Genomic DNA, 17,776 nt, shown 5'->3' with positions numbered 1-17,776 from the left:
TCGCGGGCCGGGGAAATCGTAGGCAGGGTAGGGGCGGAAACGGACATTTCTTTCGGGGGCGAATAGCTACGTAAGCGCGTATCCAGAAAGAAACCCGTGCGGGGAGGCACAGTTCCGGCTGTCATCTTTTTTCACCAATAACGGCGGTGAAACGGGAGTTGGCACCTACTCGTGGTAGGTTGCCAAGACGTCATCGGGCCCGGTCCCTCGGTCTTTCTGGATAGCAGCGTAGGGCGAAGATACAACGGAACGGGGCTTGTAGCACCTGCTTTAGCTTGGGTTGCTATGCGCGGGTGCAGGCGCAAGCGGTGCTACCCGAGCACCGTCAGGCCGGCTTCGCGGTACCGGGCCAGGAGTTCGGCGGGGGCTTGCTGGTCCGTGATGAGCGTGCCCACCGCAGCCAGGGGCGCAAACTGAAAGTACTGGTCGCGCTCCAGCTTGCTCGAATCGCAGAGCAAATACACGTGGCCGGCTGACGCGGCCACCGCCTGGTAAATGGAAGCTTCCTTCTCACTGTTGGCACTCAGGCCGCGCTTCAGGGAAATGCCGTCGACGCCCATAAAAGCCTTGTCTACCTGATAGCGCTGCAAGTGCTCCACCGTGACGGCGCCGTGCGTGGCCTGCCGCCGGGCGTCCACTTCGCCGCCCGCCATCACCACCTGCACCGCCGAACCGGCCAGTTCAAACAGCACGGGCAGCGAGTTGGTGACGACGCGGATTTTGCGGTGGCGCACGTGGGCGCACAGTGGAAACGTGGTGCTGCCGCAGTCGATGAAAATGGTGTCGCCCTCGGCCACGTGGCGGGCGGCCAGCCGGCAAATAGCTTCCTTCTGCGTGGCGTGGGAAGTGGTTTTGGCGGTAAAGGCCACCGGGTGCTTATCGATGCCGGGGCGCACGGCCCCGCCGTGCGTGCGTACCACCAGGCCTTGCTCGGCCAGCAGGGCCAAATCGCGCCGGATGGTGATGGGCGTGGTGCCCAGTTGCTGGGCGGCCTCGGCCACGAGCACGGTGCCGTGCTGCTCCAGGGTGGCCAATAAATGCTGCTTGCGGAGCTGGAAATTCATCGCCGGGGCGTTACTTGTTCAAAACAATCGCAAAGAAACAAAAACGAACAGAAACGAACTTTCGACCCTGCCATGAACGAACGAATCCGCCTCCGCGAACAGGTCACGCTATCCGATGACTGGTTTACCCTGCAAAAAATTACCTTCGATTACCAACGCAAAAACGGCACCTGGGAAACGCAGTCGCGCGAGGCCTACGACCGGGGCAACGGCGCCGCCATCCTGCTGCACGACCCCGCCACCGACCACGTCATCCTGACCCGGCAGTTCCGCCTGCCCACCTTCGTCAACGGCAATCCCACGGGCATGCTCATCGAAGCCTGCGCCGGCCTGCTCGATGATGAGCACCCGGACACGGCCATCATCCGCGAAACGGAGGAGGAAACCGGCTACCGCCTCACGCACGTCGAGAAAGTGATGGAGGCCTATATGAGCCCCGGCTCGGTCACGGAGCGGCTGTTTTTCTACCTGGCCGAATACTCGGCGGTCACCGAGCAGCACGCCGGCGGCGGTGTCGAGGAGGAAGAAATTGAGGTGCTCGAAATGCCCCTGCAAGCGGCCCTGGCGATGGTGAAAACGGGCGAAATTCAGGACGGCAAAACCATTATGCTGCTGCAACACCTGCGACTGCGGCAGCTGCTGGCGTAGCGCAGCCCACCGAGGCGGGGCCGGTTTTTTAAATTGCGAAAGAGCATCCCGCCTCGGTGAGGATGGGTTTTGAAGTACCGAAAATGCATCCCGCCTCGATGGGGTCGGGTCTTGGAAGTCTGGAAGTACATCCCGTCTCCGTGGGGGCGGCTTTTGGAGCTTTGAAAGGGCATCCCACCTCGGCGGGGGCTGCTTCCGGCATTTGTAAAAGTGGCTCCCGCCTTGTCGGGGAAGGCTTTCAGAATTTCTGAAAATGGACCGGAGCGAGGTCTGATAGGAATATCGGGTAGGGTGCGGGGTTTGCCCCCGCCCGGACGCTTGCCCCGGCTCACCGATTCCCTTCAACGACGGGCGGGGGCAAGCCCGGCACCCTACCTGGTATTACAGCGGCCATGTCGGCCACACGCTGCCTGCCGCAAACACGACCGGCTCGGGCGGCAGCTCCAGAAACGCGGTGGCTCCCACCAGTCCCATCATGTCGCCGGAGCCGCCCACGCGGAGTGGCGTGGCCCGGCGGCGGCCTTCGGCGTCCACGGTCAGGCGCACGGGCACAAAATGTGTTAGCTGGGGCTTGAAGGTGATATCAACAGTGAGCACGGTCGGGGCGGGCGCTTCCATCGCGGCTGTTGTTTCGGCCGCGCCGTTGGGTTGTTGCACGGCCCGCAGCCAGGGGCGCACGTACCGGCAGGCCGTGATGAAGGTGGACACCGGGTTGCCGGGTAGCCCGAACACCACCGGCCCGCCGGCCCGCGCCCCAAACCAGAGCGGCTTGCCGGGCCTCTGCTGCACTTCGTGGAAGATTTCCTCCACGTGCAGCGCGCGCAGCAGGCCGGGCAGGTGGTCGGCGCGGCCCTTGCTCACGGCCCCGCTCAGCACCACGGCATCGAAGCCAGCGGCGAGAATGTTGGTGAGGCCCACGCGCAGCTCCTCCACATTATCGGAGAGGTGAAACAGCGAAACATCGGCCCCGGCCTGGGTAAGTAGCGCTTGCAGGGCGTACACGTTGGAGCGCCGAATCTGGTGCGCCAGGGGCGTAGCCGAGATGCCCACCAGCTCATCGCCGGTGCTCACCACGGCCACGCGGGCGTTGCGCGTCACGGCCACTTCGGCCGCGCCTACGGTGGCGGCCACGGCTAGCTCGGCGGGGCCGAGGCGGGTGCCGGGCAGTAGCAGGGCATCGCCGGCGCGGCGGTCGGCGGCCTGGTGGTGGATGTTGACGCCGGGGGCGGCGGGCGGCGGAATCTGAATGCGGGCGCGGTTGTCATGCAGCAACAGGTCCTCGTAGCGCACTACCACGTCGGTCCCGGCGGGCAGCACCGCGCCGGTCATCACCTCCACGGCCTGCTGCGCATTGAGCAGCGGCCGGGCGGGCTCGCCGGCATACTGGGTGTGTTGAATTTCAAACTCCGTCTGGCCCCCGGCCCAGGTGGTGAAGCTCACGGCAATGCCGTCCATCGCCACCCGGTTGAAGGGCGGAAAGTCGCGGTCGGCCGTCAGCGTTTCGGCCAGAATGCGGCCGGCGGCGTGGGGCAGAGCCACGGTTTCAGCGGGCAGCGGATGGGCGGTGGCCAGGACGCGGGCGGTGGCTTCGGCGGGGGTGAGCATGGGTGGGTGAGTTAAGAGTTAAAAACGAACGTCATGCAGAGCGTAGCGAAGCATCTTTACCTCAATACTAATCCAATCGCAAGGATTTACTACTGCGGTAAAGATGCTTCGCTGCGCTCTGCATGACGTTCTGCCTGCGCAGCGCCCTACGGAATAAGGCGGTCTTCGCGCAGCTTCGCAAATAAGTCAAAGAATGAATCCTCCGTGCTTTGGAACACGGTGAAGCCGCGCTTGCGGCTGTTGGCCATGTCTGTCATCACCTCAATGGGCCGGCCCAGGTCCAAATCGGTGTGCCAGGGCGAGGCCAGACGGCTCAAGTCAGCCTCAGCCAAACCGTTTTTCGTGGCAATTTCGCGCCACAGCTCCGCGTCACCGGCCATCTCGGCTTCCAGGGGGTGAATGGTGCCATCGAAGCCCACGGCCTCCACGCCGAACCATTCGGCCAGGCGGCCCCAGAGCTGGCTCCAGCGGAAAACGTCGCCGTTCACCACGTTGTAGGCCTCGTTGCGGGCGGCCTCGGTGGTGGCGGCCCACACCAGCTGCTTGGCAATGACGCGGGCATCGGTCACGTCCGACAAGCCTTCCCACTGCGCCTGCGAGCCGGGCCAGCGGAACGGCCGGCCCGTGGCCTTGCAAATGCTGGCGTACACGGCCAGCGTGGTGCCCAGGTTCATCAGGTTGCCCACCGCCTTGCCGATGATGGTGTGCGGCCGGTGGATGCTCCAGGTGAAGCCGTAGCGCTCGGCCGCGGCATATACTTCGTCTTCCTGAGCGTAGTAAAAGTTGTCGAGGGCCAGCCGGGGCTGCGCCTCGCGTAGCGGCGTGGGCGGGGCCACGCCACCGCTCACGTAGGCCTCAAACGGCCCCAGGTAGTGCTTCAAGCCAGTTACCAAGGCCACGTGCTGCACCGAGTGCTTGGGGCCGAGGACGGCCAGCAGGTTGCGCACCATGGCGCTGTTCACGCGGATGTTTTCGGCTTCGGTATCGTTGCGCATCCAGCTGGTGATGAACACGTGCGTGGGTTGAATGTCGGCCAGGGCGGTTTCGAGGCTGGCCACGTCCAGGAGGTCGGCGGCCACGGGGTGCAGGCCGGCGATGTCGGTGCCGGGGCGGCGGGCCAGGCCGTAGGTGGGCCAGCCGTGGGCCAGCAGCTCCTGGGCCAGGTTGCTGCCGATGATGCCGCTGGCGCCCACTACTAATGCGGTATTGGTCATGATAAAAATCGGGGTGGATGGGGGCGGATTTCGCCGGGGCTGCCGGGGCCGTTGTGGCCCGGCACTGGGTTGAAAACGGCTGCCTAGCCCAATAGTTTGCGCCGAAACAATTCACCGCCGAATTGGCTAAGTGAATTGTAGCGCGGACTTTTAGTCCGCGCCGCTACCCGACACCCGGTGCCGCGGACTAAAAGTCCGCGCTACACCCCATCCAACGATTAGACGCTGTTATCCGTCTCTACGCCCTATGCTGACCAAAAACTTCACCCACGTCAACGCCGCCAACCAGCCCACGATGGTGGACGTGGGCGCCAAAACACCCACTCGCCGCGTGGCCCGCGCCCACTGCCGCGTGGTGCTAGGCGAAGAATTGCTGAGCCGCGTGCAGGCCGGCGAAATGCCCTCGCACAAAGGCCCGGTTATTCACACGGCCATCCTGGCGGGCATCATGGGAGCCAAAAAAACCGCCGACCTCATCCCGCTCTGCCACCCCCTGGGGCTCGATGATTGCAGTATTACCATCGAGCCTGACGGCCCCGCCGCCCTGCGCGTAGTGTGCACCGCCGTGGTCACCGGCCGCACCGGCGTGGAGATGGAAGCCCTGACCGGGGCCACCGTGGCTGCCCTCACCATTTACGACATGTGCAAGGCGTTTTCGCACGACATTTCCATCGAAGGCGTGCAGCTCATCGAGAAAACCGGGGGCAAAAAAGATTTCCATCGCGCCGAAAATTCGTAAATTCCGATATGGATAGTCTACCAAACTCAACCGTAAAGCGGGCCAAACACACCGCCCTGGCCCGGCCCGACGTGGGCGAATTCGGCCGGCACGAGCTGGCGATTCTGGGGGCGCCCTGCGGCGATATTCAAACCCTGGTGGCCCGGCTGCTGCCCCATCTGGCTCCGCAATTGCGCGTGGCTTATGTGGATGCCGACCACGCCGCCAGCGACTCAGCCGCCGCCGAAGAATCATCAGCTACAGCCGCCAAGCCGGTGCCCTACGTGGCCGAAAACGGCCTTTCAGCTGAGCTGGTGGATAAAATTGCCTACCGCCAGCTCAACCTCACGCGGGCGCTGGACCGGTTTTCGCAGCCCGAATTACTGGCCCACGAAAGCGTGGTGTTGGTGAACGGCAACCACTTCCGCGCCCGCCAGCAGGTCGTCATCGTCGACCCGCGCAAGCCGTTGGACAAGAAGCTGGACCGCCTCACCGACGTGCGCCTGATTCTGCTGGCCGAGGGCCAGACCGAGCTGCCGGCCGGGCTGTTGGCCCATCTCAGCGCCGCCCCGCTGCCGCCCGTGCTGTCGCTGAATGACACGGCCAAAATTGCGGCTTTCATCCGGCAATGGTACCAGCTGGCGGTGCCCGTGCTGCGCGGCCTGGTGCTGGCCGGCGGCCGCAGCGAGCGCATGCAAACCGACAAGGGCGCGCTCCACTACCACGGCCTCGACCAGCGCCAGTACACCGCCGCGCTGCTGGCCGAATTCTGCCCCGACGTGCGCGTATCCGTGCGCCCCGACCAGGCCGCCGACCTGCCGGCCGGCCTCACCGCCCTGCCCGATACGTTTCTGAATCTTGGCCCGCTGGGCGGCATCCTCTCCGCCTTCCAGGCCGACCCGAACGCGGCCTGGCTGGTGCTGGCCTGCGACCTGCCCTTCCTCACCCGCGACACGCTGGAATACCTCGTGACAAACCGGCAGCCGGCGCGCCTGGCCACCTCCTTCCGCAGCCCGTGGGACGAGTTTCCGGAGCCGCTGGTCAGCATCTGGGAGCCGCGCAGCTACGGGCAGCTGCTGCGGTTTCTGAGCCTGGGCTATTCCTGCCCGCGCAAGGCGCTGATTAACTCCGACATCGAATTGCTGGCCCCGCCAGCGCCCGAGGAGCTGCGCAACGTGAACACGCCCGCCGAGCGCGCCGCTGCCACGCAGGAGCTGAGTAGCGGCCGGTAGCAACACGTCATCTGAAAAAAATGACCGCCTGCCCGGCGGTTATTTTTTTGCCTTATTGTTCAGACTATTATTCGCCGGATAAGCGTTAGGAGCGCACGTTGGCACGTTTTTGAAGGATGAGCCCACGACACGTCTTATCAACTAACCTTATTTTTTCATGAAAAAGACTGCAATTGTAGCTGCCGCGCTTCTGGCCACGGCCGCTGTTTCTTCGGCTCAGGCCCAAAGTGTACGCCTCGGCCTGCGCGCCGGTGCCAACTATTCCAACCTGGCCGGCAACATTAAGAATCAAGACACTTACAACAACAAATTCGGCTTTCTGGGGGGCGTGATGCTCAACGTGCCGCTGATTGAGGACGGCTTCCTGTCGCTCCAGCCCGAGGTCCTGTATTCGCAGAAAGGCTTCGAGAACAAGCCCACCCAATACACCGGTCTGCTTGGCGGCAAGCAAACCCGCGAGGGCAAGGTGAACTATAACTACCTCGATGTGCCGGTGCTGCTGAAAGTGCGCGCCTCGGGCCTCATCTTCGAGGCCGGCCCGCAGTATTCCTACCTGCTGAGCGCTAACAATCAGACCAAAACCACGACCACGCCCGCCCTGGGCGGCGCGCCTACCACGGCCGAAGCCGAAAACAAAACCGATGTCAGCAAACTCAACCGCAACGAGCTGGGCTACCTGGCCGGCGTGGGCTACGAAACCGAAAACGGCCTGAGCCTGAGCCTGCGCTACACCGGCGCCTTCAGCGACTTTGTGAAATCCGACGACTACTTCGAGGGCGACCTGAAAAATGCCCGTCACTCGGCGTTCCAGCTTTCGTTGGGGTATCTGATTCCGAGCAAGTAGAAACGCCTGTTTTCATTTCGTCATTGAACGATGCAGGCGACGAGGCGCAAGTATGCGTCTCTACCAACAAAAAGCCTGGCTTCCGCGAAAGAAGCCAGGCTTTTTCATGCCTGCAAACAACCTTACGGATGCGCCGCTACCCACTCCGTGCCGTCCTCGTACTCCTCGCGCTTCCAGATGGTTACCACCTGCTTCAGCGTGTCGATGATGAACTGGCAGGCGGCGAAGCTCTCGGCTCGGTGCGGCGTGGCTACCGCTACTACCACGGCCACATCGCCGAGTTCCAGCGTGCCTTTGCGGTGCACCACGGCCACTTCCTGTAGCATGGGCCACTTCTCGTAGGCTTGCGCCACCACATGGCCCAGTTGCGTGAGGGCCATGCTGTCATAGGATTCGTAGTGCAGCCGGCGCACCGGGCGCCCACCCGACTGGTTGCGCACCGTGCCGATAAAGGAATTGACCGCCCCGGCAGTGTCGGTTTGCACGGCCGCGAGGGCAGCGGCAATGTCAATGGGCTGGTCGGTAATGGCGAGGTGTGGGGTCATGCAGTAGCGCGGACTCTGAGAGCGTGTTTAGTGGGTAGGGCGAAAAGAAACGAGCCAGTGAGCTGCACGGGAAATTCCTGGGCTCTGGGATGCCCCATAGCTGACAGCTATCAACCCCCTTACTGTCTCGCAATGGCAAGTTATTGCGCTGCTGCTGCCCCAGCAACGTAAGCGCCGCCTGTGCTTGTGCCAGGACGTTGGTGCACTGCGGATTGTGTGCCGCCCTGGCTGCCGTCTGCGCAGCCGGCAGGCTGGCTTTCTGCTTTGGGCGGCTGTACCACTATTTTGCCCGCTGGCAAACAACGGGCCCTTGCAACTGCTCAATGAGGCGGCGAACCGTGCCAACCGCCTGGCGTGTCATCGTCGGCTATCCCGGCTCAGGCCCCCGGCCACGTCTGGGCCACGCGCAGGCCGCGCAGCATGGCGCTTTTCTTGCGCTGATGGGCCTGCATGCGCTGCAAAATCCCGCTGAGGATGCGCACCGCTTCTACCACGCGCGGGCCTTTGTTGAGCATCACGCACTCGGCGCGGTCGCCCATGGCGGCGTCGGTGACTTCGGCGCGGGAGGGCATGCCGCCGCGGGCCAGGCTCTCGAGCACCTGCGTAGCCCAGATAACGGGCACGTGGGCGGCCTCGCACAGCCACAGAATTTCTTCCTGCACTTCGGCCAGGCGCTCGAAGCCGCATTCCACGGCCAGGTCGCCGCGGGCAATCATCACCGCGCAGCTGCCGGCCTGCATGGCGCTGAGCAACAGGGCCGGGAGTTGCTCGAAGCCCCGCCGCGTTTCGATTTTGAGAATAATGGGCAACTCCCGGTCGGTGAGGCGGCTGATTTCCTGCCGCAATTGCTCCACATCAGCCGCCGAGCTGACGAAGGAAAGTGCCACCAGGTCGGCGTGCTGGGCCACGAAGGCCAGGTCGCGCCGGTCTTTCTCCGTGAGGGCCGAGAGTGGTAATTGGCTTTCTGGCAAGTTGATGCTTTTGTCGTTGCGCAGCTTTTCGCCCTGCGGGCGGGCCTGCGTAATGCGCACGCGCAAGGCCTCGGGCTCGACCTGCTCGATGACCCCGCCAATTTTGCCATCATCGAACCAGATGGGCTCGCCGGCCCGAACGTAATCGAACGCCTCGGACCACGCGCAGCCAATGGCGGCCGCGGCTTCGCCATCCACCGCCGCTGGGGCGGGCAGCGCCCCGCCGCCGGCCGGCCGCCGGAGCACCAGCAGACTATCGCCGGGCCGCAACATAATGAACGGCTCCAGGGACTCCAGGTGCTGAAGCGTGGCCGTGCCGCCCGCCCCCTGAAACTGGGTGAGCGGCGTGAGGTAGGCCGTTTTCCGAATCTCGGCCCAGCAGCCTTGCGGGCTGCAGCTGCTTACGTGCAGCTTGCGCCGCGTGCCCCGCGCATCCACAAACGAAATGGCCTCGCCGGCATGCAGGCCCCGCACCCAGACCGCGGGAAAGGCTAGGCGGACGGCTGCCGAAGCAGGAGGTGCCGTGGGCTGCTCGGCGGCGGTCAGCCAAACCCGCGCCGGGGCCAGCATTCGCCCAAAAGCATCGCGGGTCGGCCCGATTTGCAGCACGGCCGGCCCGGGCGGCAGGCCCTGGGTGCGTAGCTTGGGGCCGGCCAGGTCCATGCTCACCTTGCAGGACTTGCCCAGGGACTGCTCGGCGCGGCGCAGGTGCGCAATCATTTGCTGCCAGGCCGCCACATCGTCGTGGGCGCAGTTAATGCGCAGGCAGTCCATGCCCTGCCGCAGCAGCTCTTCCACCAATTGGTAGTCGGTGGCGGCCTCGCTGGGCATGGTCACCATAATGCGGACGTCGCGCTCGGCCGGAACCGGCCCCAGGCAGGCGGTGCTGTGCTCGGCCAGCAGGCGCGGGCCGCTGCGGAATGTGGGGCAGGTTTCATCCGGCTCAACCAATTTTGCTGAGGCGGGCTGCGCCAATGCGTGCAGCACGGCCCACACGGCCTCCACGCTGGCCAGGGCATGGGCCTCGGCCCGGCCCAGGGAAGACAGGCCGAGTTCGGCGAGGCGGAACTGCAGGGGGCGCAGGTCGCGCTGGCGCAGGGCCAGGTAGTGCAGCAGGTTGCGGGCGCCCAGTCGAAAATTGGGGTGAATATGTTGCAGATGTTCAGCGCATTGCGTGGCAAATGCCGTCATTTCGTTGCGCACGGTGGTGAGCTCGGCCAGCAGCCCATCGAGGTCGGGGCTGAACGGGTTGGCGACCGAAACGGGCTGGCTGAGCTCAGTCATGGCAATCGGCGGAGAAGAACACGCGACTGCGGATGGGCCTGCCGCCAGCGGGATTGCGCGCGTACCGGGTAATAATCCATCATCCGGCCGGAAAAAGGCGGAATTCGAATTCAAAGAACCGGCCCGCCGTGTCCCTACGCCCTGCGCATTATTAGCCGAAGCCTTGATTTTTGTCATGGCTTCGAGCACGTGGGTTGACGAACCTTGTAGATAGAAATCACCTCTATTTCAAGGCGATGGATGTCAATCTGCAATTCTTGGGGGCTGCCCACTGCGTGACGGGCTCCCGGTACCTGCTCACGCTGGCCGAGGCGGGCACGCGGCACCAGCTATTGGTCGATTGTGGCCTGTTTGAGGGGGCGGAGGAACTGCGCCTGCGCAACCGCGAAGAATTGCCGCTCGCGTCTGCCGAGGTGGAAATCGTCGTCCTCACCCATGCCCACCCCGACCACAGCGGCTACCTGCCCCAGCTGGTGAAGGACGGCTTCCGGGGCCGCATTCTGTGCACCGAGCCCGCCGCCGATTTGCTCAGCATCATGCTGCTCGATTCGGCCCGGCTCCAGGCCGAAGAAGCGGCTTACGCCAACCACAAGGGCTACGCCCGGCACCACCCGGCCCTGCCGCTCTATGCGCCGGCCGATGTGGCGCAGGTGCTGCCGCTGGTCGAAAGCGTGGCCTATGACGCGCCCATCAGCCTGCTGGGCGGCGCGCTCACGCTCACCTTCCGCGAGGCCGGCCACCAGCCAGGCGCGGCCATTGCCGAGCTGGACGTGCGGGGCGCACACCAGCGCAAGCGCCTGGTGTTTTCCGGCGATTTGGGCCATTACGATGACCCGCTGCTGCACGCCCCCGCGGCCAGCACCCAGGCCGACGTGCTGCTGGTCGAATCCACCTACGGCGACCGCACCACGCGCCTGGCCGACCCCGAAACGGTGCTCGCCCGTACCGTGAACGAGGCCCTGGACCGGAGCGGCGTGCTGCTTATCGCCGCCGCCGCCGGGGGACGGGCGCCCGCGCTGCTGTATTACTTGAAAAAGCTGCTGGCGGCCGGCCGCATTCCGCCCGTGCCCGTGTACGTGGACAGCCCGCTGGCCCGGCGCGTGGCCGATTTTTACCCCCGCCACCCCGCGGCGCACCGGCTGGGCCACGGCAACGTGTTCGATTTTGCGGGCCTGCATTTGATAACGGAGGAAGCCGAATCGAAGGCGCTGAACCGGAAAACCGGCTGGGGCATCATTCTGGCGCCCAATGGCATGTGCACGGGGGGGCGCATTGTGCACCACCTGCACTACCGCCTGCCCCGCCCGCAGGACACGCTGCTGCTCATCGGCCACCAGGCCGAGGGCACGCGGGGCCGCCAGCTGCTAAACGGCGCGAAGGAACTGAAAATATTTGGCGAAACGGTGCCCGTGCATTGCCACATCGAGCACCTCGACGGCTTCTCGGCCCACGCCGACCGCCCGGAATTGCTGCGCTGGCTCGACCAGTTCCAGGCCCCGCCCCAGCGCACGTTTGTGGTGCACGGCGAGGCGCCGGCCGCCGAAGACCTGGCCGCCGCCCTGCGCATGCGCCACTGGCCCAACGTGGGGGTGCCCGAATACCTGGAATCCGTCAGCCTGTTTGAAGGAATCTGATTCGCCGGGCTTCTTTTTTGTCTGCAACCGCACTTTTCAACCTGTATCCGGCCATGAAACCGCGTCTTTTTCTGGGGTTGCTGCTGGGGCTGAGCTTCTGGGGGCACCTGGCCGCCGGGCAGCGTCCGGTGGTCGTCATCATTCCGCCGGTCATCACGCCTCCGCCGGTTGATGAGCTGGTGATTACCAACGTGAACGTGGTGGACGTTGATTTGGGCGAAATCGAGCCCAGCCGCAACGTGGTGCTGCGCGATGGCTTCATTGTGTCGGTGGGCCAGTGGCTACCCGCCGGCCGGGGCGTGCCCACCCTCGACGGCACCGGCAAATACCTGATACCCGGCCTCTGGGACTTTCACACCCACGCCCTGGCCTCGGCCGCCGACGAGCGGTTGGCCCTGCCGCTGTACGTGGCCCACGGCATCACCACCATCCGCGACGTGAGCGCGGCCCGGCCCCTCGCCGACCTGCTGCACACCCACCAGGCCCTGGAAACCGGCGAGCTGGTGGGGCCGCGCATTGAGCTGGCCGGCCCCGTACTCGACGGCTCGGCCGATGCCAGCACCGGCCTGAGCCTCACGGCCACCCGCGCCGAGGGCCGGGCCCAGGCCGAATCCCTTATCCGGGCGGGTTGGTGCAACCTGCAAGCCGGCCCGTACCTGTCCGCTGAGGCCTTTGGGGGAATAGCCACCGCCGCCCGCCTGGGGCGGGTGCACCTGGCCGGCGCCGTGCCCGAGGCCGTGCCGGTGCTCGATGCCATCGCGGCCGGCCAGCGCAGCATTGAGCACACCGACAAGCTGCTGCTGGGCTGCTCCGGCCATGAGGCTGAATTGGCGGCGGCGCGGGCCACGGCCCTGGCCGGCCCCCGGCCCCTGCCCACGCTGCAAGCCTGCATCAAAGCCCAGCAGCAGGACATCGTGGGCAGCTTCAGCCCCAGCCGCTGCACGGCGCTGGCCCAGGCCCTGGGGCAGGCCCGCACCGCCGTGATGCCCGGGCTGGTGGCGCACGACTTCGACCTGCGGCACGACCCTGACCCGGAAGACCCCCGCTTTCGTTCGGTGCCGGCCAGCGTGCGCCAGCAGTGGGCGCAGGCCACCCACGACCGGCCGCGCCTGTCGGCCAGCAAGCTGGCCAAAATTCGGGTGGCCGACTCGTTGCAGCGCAGCATGGTGGCCACGTTTGGGCGGCTGGGCGTGCGCCTGGTGGCGGGGTCCGATGCCGGGTCCAGCACGCCCAACCTCTTTTATGGCGGCAGCTTGCACGATGAGCTGGAGCGCTTAGTGGCCAGTGGCCTCACGCCAGCCGAAGCTCTGCGCGCCGGCACCGTGAACCCCGCCATGGCCACCGGCCACGGCTTTGATACGGGCCGCATCCACCCCGCCTACGTGGCCGATGTGGTGCTGCTCAACGCCAATCCGCTCGACGATATCCACAACCTGCGCCTGATTCAGGCGGTGGTGCTGCGCGGCCACCTGTTCACCCTACCCGCCCTGGCCGGCCTGGCTGCCGAAGCCGAGAAGGAAGCCGCCCGGCAGGCCGTGGCCGCTCACGCCGCTACGGCCATTCGCTAAGCCGCGCCGCGCTGCCACTTGTTATTGTCTCACTTTTAGCTGATTGTCTGCCATGGTCCCCAACATTGTTGTGCTGACTGACTTCTCGCTCGCCGCCGAGCGGGCCCGCGCCTACGCCGCGGTGCTGGCCGCCCCGTTGGATGCCGAGCTCCACCTGGTGCACGTATTTCTGCCGGTGCCCGTCGTCACGGAATTCGGTCTGGTGCTGCCTGCCAAGGATAAGGAGTACGTGCCCGAAACCTGCCGCTGCCTCCGGCACGTGGCCGAAACCATGCCCGTGCCCACCACCGCCGAGGTGCTGGAATCTGACTGGCCCGGTGCCATTGCGCAGGCCCTCGAAAAATATCAGCCCATGCTCATCGTGGCCGGGCTCACGGCCACCAATGGCTTTCTCGACGAGTGGTTCAGCAACCGCGCCGCGCCGCTACCGCACCAAACGGGCTGCCCGCTGTTGCTCGTGCCGGAGCACCTGCCCGATACCGCCCTGCACCGGCCCCGCCGCCTGGCCTTGGCCGTGGAAGACCGGCCCTTCCGGCTGGTCCCGGCCGCCCGGGCCGTTGCGCCCCTGCTCGACGGGCTGGACCTGGACGTGGTGGCCGTCACCGTGCTGCCGGAAGCCGACAGCCCCGGCGGCTGGGATGGCCTCCGCTCCGCGCAGCATAGCGGCCTGGCCGCCGGCATGGCCGGCTGCGGCCTGCACAAAGTAGTGGGCGAGGAGCCCGGCTCGGGCATTCTGGAAGCCGTGCACGACCTGGAGGCCGACCTGGTGGCCCTGCTCGACCAGGGCCACGGCTGGGCGCACAAGGCCTTTCTCGGTAGCGTTATCGACTACGTGCTGCGGCATACGCAGGTGCCGGTGCTGCTGCTCTCGGCCCACATTCCGGCCCCGGTTGCTGACTTGGTCGAGACGCGGGCCTTCATCCCGGTCACTCACTAAAATCCGCTTTCATTATGCCCCTCACGCTCATTGTCCTGTCCGGTTTCTACGAGCCCGCCCGGCACGCCATCCACTACGCCGATAAGCTGGCGCAGGCCGTGCATGCCCAGCTGGTGCTGCTGCACGTCAACCGGGCGTCGCTGCTCGACCCCTACGAGCTGGTGGGCGCGGTGGGGGAGAAGTACCACCGCCAGGAGCTGGCCGGCCAGTCCGATACCGTGGTTGCCCTGCATCACCTTGCGCGGAGCCTGCACGTGCCCGCCACCGTGGAAATAGCCACCGACCTGCTCCCCGACATTGCCCGCGAGCTGGCCACTCGCTATACCCCGGCCCTGTTCGTGCTGGGCCAGCCCGATGCCGACCACCCCGACTACGCGGGCATGACGGCCCTGTGCGCCGAGCTGCTGCGCGCCGGCCACTACCCGGTACTGGCCGTGCCCACCACCGCGCCCACCAATCAGCCGCCGCACCGCTTCCTGATTGCGGCCGACCGCGAACCTTTCGTTCTTGGGCCGGCCGCGCAGGCCCTGCGCCCCTTGCTGGCCCAGCTCGGGACGGGGGGCGTGGTGGTGGCCCACGTATCGGACGGGGTGGTGGACGATGATGGCTGCGCGATTGCCCTGCGGGCCGTGCGGGCCAGTGGCCTGGTCGACTTTACCAGCCCCGAGCTGCGCGGCTATCTCGACAGCGACTACGCCGAGGGCGTGCTCACCGCCACGCAGGAAGTAGGTGCTGACCTGGTCATTACGCTGGCCCGCGAGCGCAGCTTCATGAGCGACTTGTTTCATCGCAGCATCATAGCCCGGCTGGTGGAGCAATGCCCCGTGCCGGTGCTGGTGCTGCCCACCGCCGCCGCAGTGCCGCAGAATAAGTCGGTTGCCTCAGATGCCGCCGAGGCGTAGCGGGCCCGGCGGGCACCAGCGCCGCTTCGGGCAGCGCCTGGCGTACGCTCACGGCCGTGGGCGAGCACACCGAGCTGGGCCGCATCGGCTGCATCCGCGACACCATTGGCAACGAGAAACTCCGCTGCAATGCAGGTGGGCCGCTTTGCGCCGTGCATGGCGCGCCCGGGCATTTTTCTAACATCCTGTTTTCCCTCCTTATCATGGCACCAGCACCATTCGCACTGTTTTTTCAGGAGTTGACCAACGACAAAGTGGCGCTGGTGGGCGGCAAGAATGCTTCTCTGGGCGAGCTGTTCAACCACCTCACGGCCAAGGGCATCAGCGTGCCGAATGGGTTTGCCACCACGGCGGCGGCGTACTGGTTGCTTCTGGATGAGAACCACTTGCGCGCGCCCCTCACGGCCCTGCTGGCGCAGCTCGATACCCAGGAATTCACCAATCTGCCCGAAATCGGCAGCCAGGCGCGGGCGCTGCTGAGCGCGGCCCCGCTGCCCGCGCCCGTAGCCACGGCCATTGAAGACGCCTACCAGCAACTCGTGGACGGCTACGAGCACGAAATTCAGGTGGCGGTGCGCAGCAGCGCCACCGCCGAGGACCTGCCGACGGCCAGCTTTGCCGGGCAGCACGACTCGTTTCTGGACGTGCGCAGCCCCGAGGCCGTGCTCGACGCCTGCCGGAAATGCTACGTGTCGCTGTTCAACGACCGCGCCATTAAGTACCGCGTGCAGAACGGGTTCGACCACATGAAGGTGGCGCTTTCGGTGGGCGTGCAAACCATGGTGCGGTCCGATTTGGCTTCGGCCGGCGTGGCCTTTACCATCGAGCCCGAAACCGGGCACGAAAACCTGGTGTACCTCACCGGCAGCTGGGGCCTGGGCGAAAACGTGGTGCAGGGCGCCGTGAACCCCGACGAGTTTTACCTCTTCAAGCCCGCCCTGCGCGCCGGCAAGCGCGCCCTGGTGCGCAAAAAGCTGGGCGACAAGGCCAAAACCATGCGCTACGCCACCAGCCTCGCCGCGGGCGCGGTCGGCATCAAAAACACGGACACCCCGGCCGAACGCCGCGTCCAGTTCGTGCTCACCGATGCCGAAGCCGAGCAGCTGGGCCGCTGGTGCCTGCTGATTGAGGAGCACTACGGCATGCCCATGGATATTGAATGGGCCAAGGACGGCCTTACCAACGGCCTGTTCATCGTGCAGGCCCGGCCCGAAACCATTCACCACGGCCGCCGGGCACTGCGCCTGCACGAGTACCACCTCACTGAAAAAGGCCCGCTGCTGGCCACCGGCAAGGCCGTGGGCAGCCAGATTGTGTCGGGCGTGGCGCGCCTCATCGCCTCGCCGGCCGATGGGCACCAGCTACAGGCGGGCGAAATTCTGGTCACGAACAGCACCAGCCCGGACTGGAACGCGGTGCTGCGCAAGGCGTCCGTCATCGTCACCAACCAGGGCGGGCGCACCAGCCACGCGGCCATTGTGGCGCGCGAGCTGGGCCTGTCGGCCGTGGTGGGCACCCTCGATGCGACGCAGAAAATCCGGGACGGGCAGCGCATCACCGTGTCGTGCGCCGAGGGCGACGAAGGCCACATCTACGAAGGCGCGCTGGCTTGGGAAGAAAGCGAAATCGACCTGGAACACCTCGCCCAGCCCCACACCAAGCCCCTGCTCATCCTCGCCGACCCCGACCGGGCCCTTTCGCTGGCGCGCTACCCCAGCCAGGGCGTGGGCCTGCTGCGCATGGAATTCATCATCAGCAGCGCCATTCGGGTGCATCCCATGGCGCTGGTCGCGTTCGACCAGCTGACCGATGCGAAAGCCCGCGAGGAAATCACAGCCCTGACGGCCAATTATCCCAGCAAACCCGAGTATTTCATCGAGCAGCTGGCGCAGGCGCTGGGCTTCGTGGCGGCGGCCTTTTATCCGCGCGAAGTCATTGTGCGGATGAGCGACTTCAAAACAAATGAGTATGCCAACCTGCTGGGCGGAAAGCAGTTCGAGCCCGCCGAGGAAAACCCCATGCTGGGCTTCCGGGGCGCGTCGCGCTACTACAGCCCGCAGTACCGCGAGGGGTTTCGGCTGGAGTGCGAGGCCCTGAAGCGCGTGCGTCACGACATGGGCCTGACCAACATCAAGGCCATGATTCCTTTCTGCCGCACCGTGGAAGAAGGGCAGCGCGTGGTGGCCCTGATGGCCGATTTCGGCCTGCGCCAGGGCGTCGACAACCTCGAAATCTACGTGATGGCCGAAATTCCGAGCAACGTCATTCTGGCCGACGAATTCGCCGCGGTGTTCGACGGCTTCTCCATCGGTTCCAATGACTTAACGCAGCTAACCCTGGGGCTCGACCGGGATTCGGCCATCGTGAGTGGGCTCTTAGATGAGCGCAACGAGGCCGTGACGCGCTTGCTGGCGCAGGTTATCCACGCGGCCAAAGCGCACGGGCGGCCCATCGGCCTCTGCGGCCAGGCCCCGAGCGACTACCCAGCGTTTGCCCGGTTCCTGGTCGAGCAGGGCATCGACAGCATTTCCTTTACGCCGGACGCCCTGCTCGAAGGCTTGGCGAACATGGTGAAAGCCGAGGAAGTGGTGGCCGACGAGTACCCGTAGA

The 17,776-nt window shown here is 65.6% G+C and carries 14 protein-coding genes and 1 riboswitch; of the genes, 9 read left to right on the top strand and 5 right to left on the bottom strand.

Translation table 11 applies throughout. The features are described 5' to 3' along the window. Positions 1-118: 118 nt before the first annotated feature. Positions 119-227, bottom strand: a riboswitch (SAM riboswitch). A gap of 84 nt (positions 228-311) precedes the next feature. After that, positions 312-1,064 carry a DeoR/GlpR family DNA-binding transcription regulator gene (locus ACYU7Q_RS11790; RefSeq protein ID WP_460609620.1) on the bottom strand — a complete coding sequence of 251 codons (753 nt, stop codon included), beginning with the start codon at positions 1,062-1,064 and terminating at the stop codon, positions 312-314. Positions 1,065-1,136: 72 nt separating this feature from the next. On the opposite strand from ACYU7Q_RS11790, the gene ACYU7Q_RS11785 reads away from it, so the two are divergent. Next, positions 1,137-1,712: an NUDIX hydrolase gene (locus ACYU7Q_RS11785; RefSeq protein WP_460609619.1), complete on the top strand. Its 576-nt coding sequence runs from the start codon at positions 1,137-1,139 to the stop codon at positions 1,710-1,712. Between the two features lie 381 nt (positions 1,713-2,093). On the opposite strand, the gene ACYU7Q_RS11780 is transcribed toward ACYU7Q_RS11785, so the two are convergent. Beyond that, a complete protein-coding gene (locus tag ACYU7Q_RS11780; RefSeq protein WP_460609618.1) occupies positions 2,094-3,317 on the bottom strand; it encodes a molybdopterin molybdotransferase MoeA in 1,224 nt (407 codons plus the stop codon). Between the two features lie 146 nt (positions 3,318-3,463). Then, positions 3,464-4,531 (bottom strand): SDR family oxidoreductase, encoded by a 1,068-nt coding sequence (locus ACYU7Q_RS11775; RefSeq protein ID WP_460609617.1) that lies wholly within the window; start codon positions 4,529-4,531, stop codon positions 3,464-3,466. Positions 4,532-4,778: 247 nt separating this feature from the next. Between ACYU7Q_RS11775 and moaC the strand changes: the two genes are divergently transcribed. The 3 genes from moaC to ACYU7Q_RS11760 all read left to right on the top strand — a co-directional run bounded on the left by moaC (position 4,779) and on the right by ACYU7Q_RS11760 (position 7,325). Beyond that, positions 4,779-5,270, top strand: coding sequence for a cyclic pyranopterin monophosphate synthase (gene moaC, locus ACYU7Q_RS11770; protein ID WP_460609616.1), 492 nt, complete (start codon positions 4,779-4,781; stop codon positions 5,268-5,270). 8 nt (positions 5,271-5,278) lie between these two features. Next, positions 5,279-6,481 carry an NTP transferase domain-containing protein gene (locus ACYU7Q_RS11765; protein ID WP_460609615.1) on the top strand — a complete coding sequence of 401 codons (1,203 nt, stop codon included), beginning with the start codon at positions 5,279-5,281 and terminating at the stop codon, positions 6,479-6,481. A 157-nt stretch (positions 6,482-6,638) separates the two neighbouring features. Further along, positions 6,639-7,325 (top strand): porin family protein, encoded by a 687-nt coding sequence (locus ACYU7Q_RS11760; protein ID WP_460609614.1) that lies wholly within the window; start codon positions 6,639-6,641, stop codon positions 7,323-7,325. 122 nt (positions 7,326-7,447) lie between these two features. Here ACYU7Q_RS11760 and ACYU7Q_RS11755 read toward each other — a convergent pair whose 3' ends face one another. Next, positions 7,448-7,870 carry a molybdenum cofactor biosynthesis protein MoaE gene (locus ACYU7Q_RS11755; protein WP_198069992.1) on the bottom strand — a complete coding sequence of 141 codons (423 nt, stop codon included), beginning with the start codon at positions 7,868-7,870 and terminating at the stop codon, positions 7,448-7,450. A gap of 377 nt (positions 7,871-8,247) precedes the next feature. After that, positions 8,248-10,125, bottom strand: a complete 1,878-nt coding sequence (locus ACYU7Q_RS11750) for a pyruvate kinase (protein ID WP_460609613.1) — start codon at positions 10,123-10,125, stop codon at positions 8,248-8,250. A gap of 236 nt (positions 10,126-10,361) precedes the next feature. Here ACYU7Q_RS11750 and ACYU7Q_RS11745 point away from each other — a divergent pair, with 236 nt between their 5' ends. The 5 genes from ACYU7Q_RS11745 to ppsA are packed head-to-tail and all read left to right on the top strand — an operon-like array spanning position 10,362 to position 17,775. Next, positions 10,362-11,759 carry an MBL fold metallo-hydrolase RNA specificity domain-containing protein gene (locus ACYU7Q_RS11745; RefSeq protein ID WP_460609612.1) on the top strand — a complete coding sequence of 466 codons (1,398 nt, stop codon included), beginning with the start codon at positions 10,362-10,364 and terminating at the stop codon, positions 11,757-11,759. Between the two features lie 53 nt (positions 11,760-11,812). After that, the gene (locus ACYU7Q_RS11740) at positions 11,813-13,327 is read left to right on the top strand and encodes an amidohydrolase family protein (protein ID WP_460609611.1); all 1,515 of its coding nucleotides are present in this window, start codon (positions 11,813-11,815) and stop codon (positions 13,325-13,327) included. A 52-nt stretch (positions 13,328-13,379) separates the two neighbouring features. Continuing rightward, positions 13,380-14,264, top strand: coding sequence for a universal stress protein (locus ACYU7Q_RS11735; protein ID WP_460609610.1), 885 nt, complete (start codon positions 13,380-13,382; stop codon positions 14,262-14,264). 14 nt (positions 14,265-14,278) lie between these two features. After that, positions 14,279-15,166 (top strand): universal stress protein, encoded by an 888-nt coding sequence (locus tag ACYU7Q_RS11730; protein ID WP_460609609.1) that lies wholly within the window; start codon positions 14,279-14,281, stop codon positions 15,164-15,166. Positions 15,167-15,222: 56 nt separating this feature from the next. Beyond that, positions 15,223-17,775, top strand: a complete 2,553-nt coding sequence (ppsA, locus tag ACYU7Q_RS11725; protein WP_460609608.1) for a phosphoenolpyruvate synthase — start codon at positions 15,223-15,225, stop codon at positions 17,773-17,775. Position 17,776 lies beyond the last annotated feature (1 nt).

The sequence above is a fragment of the Hymenobacter terrigena genome (assembly GCF_054776515.1).
Note: the sequence above shows the minus strand (reverse complement) of the source record. Positions and strands in the feature narration are given on the sequence as shown.

Coding starts and splice junctions, on each gene's coding strand:
- ACYU7Q_RS11790 (WP_460609620.1), bottom strand. CDS start 1,064: ATGAATTTCCAGCTCCGCAAGCAGCATTTATTGGCCACCCTGGAGCAG.
- ACYU7Q_RS11785 (WP_460609619.1), top strand. CDS start 1,137: ATGAACGAACGAATCCGCCTCCGCGAACAGGTCACGCTATCCGATGAC.
- ACYU7Q_RS11780 (WP_460609618.1), bottom strand. CDS start 3,317: ATGCTCACCCCCGCCGAAGCCACCGCCCGCGTCCTGGCCACCGCCCAT.
- ACYU7Q_RS11775 (WP_460609617.1), bottom strand. CDS start 4,531: ATGACCAATACCGCATTAGTAGTGGGCGCCAGCGGCATCATCGGCAGC.
- moaC (WP_460609616.1), top strand. CDS start 4,779: ATGCTGACCAAAAACTTCACCCACGTCAACGCCGCCAACCAGCCCACG.
- ACYU7Q_RS11765 (WP_460609615.1), top strand. CDS start 5,279: ATGGATAGTCTACCAAACTCAACCGTAAAGCGGGCCAAACACACCGCC.
- ACYU7Q_RS11760 (WP_460609614.1), top strand. CDS start 6,639: ATGAAAAAGACTGCAATTGTAGCTGCCGCGCTTCTGGCCACGGCCGCT.
- ACYU7Q_RS11755 (WP_198069992.1), bottom strand. CDS start 7,870: ATGACCCCACACCTCGCCATTACCGACCAGCCCATTGACATTGCCGCT.
- ACYU7Q_RS11750 (WP_460609613.1), bottom strand. CDS start 10,125: ATGACTGAGCTCAGCCAGCCCGTTTCGGTCGCCAACCCGTTCAGCCCC.
- ACYU7Q_RS11745 (WP_460609612.1), top strand. CDS start 10,362: ATGGATGTCAATCTGCAATTCTTGGGGGCTGCCCACTGCGTGACGGGC.
- ACYU7Q_RS11740 (WP_460609611.1), top strand. CDS start 11,813: ATGAAACCGCGTCTTTTTCTGGGGTTGCTGCTGGGGCTGAGCTTCTGG.
- ACYU7Q_RS11735 (WP_460609610.1), top strand. CDS start 13,380: ATGGTCCCCAACATTGTTGTGCTGACTGACTTCTCGCTCGCCGCCGAG.
- ACYU7Q_RS11730 (WP_460609609.1), top strand. CDS start 14,279: ATGCCCCTCACGCTCATTGTCCTGTCCGGTTTCTACGAGCCCGCCCGG.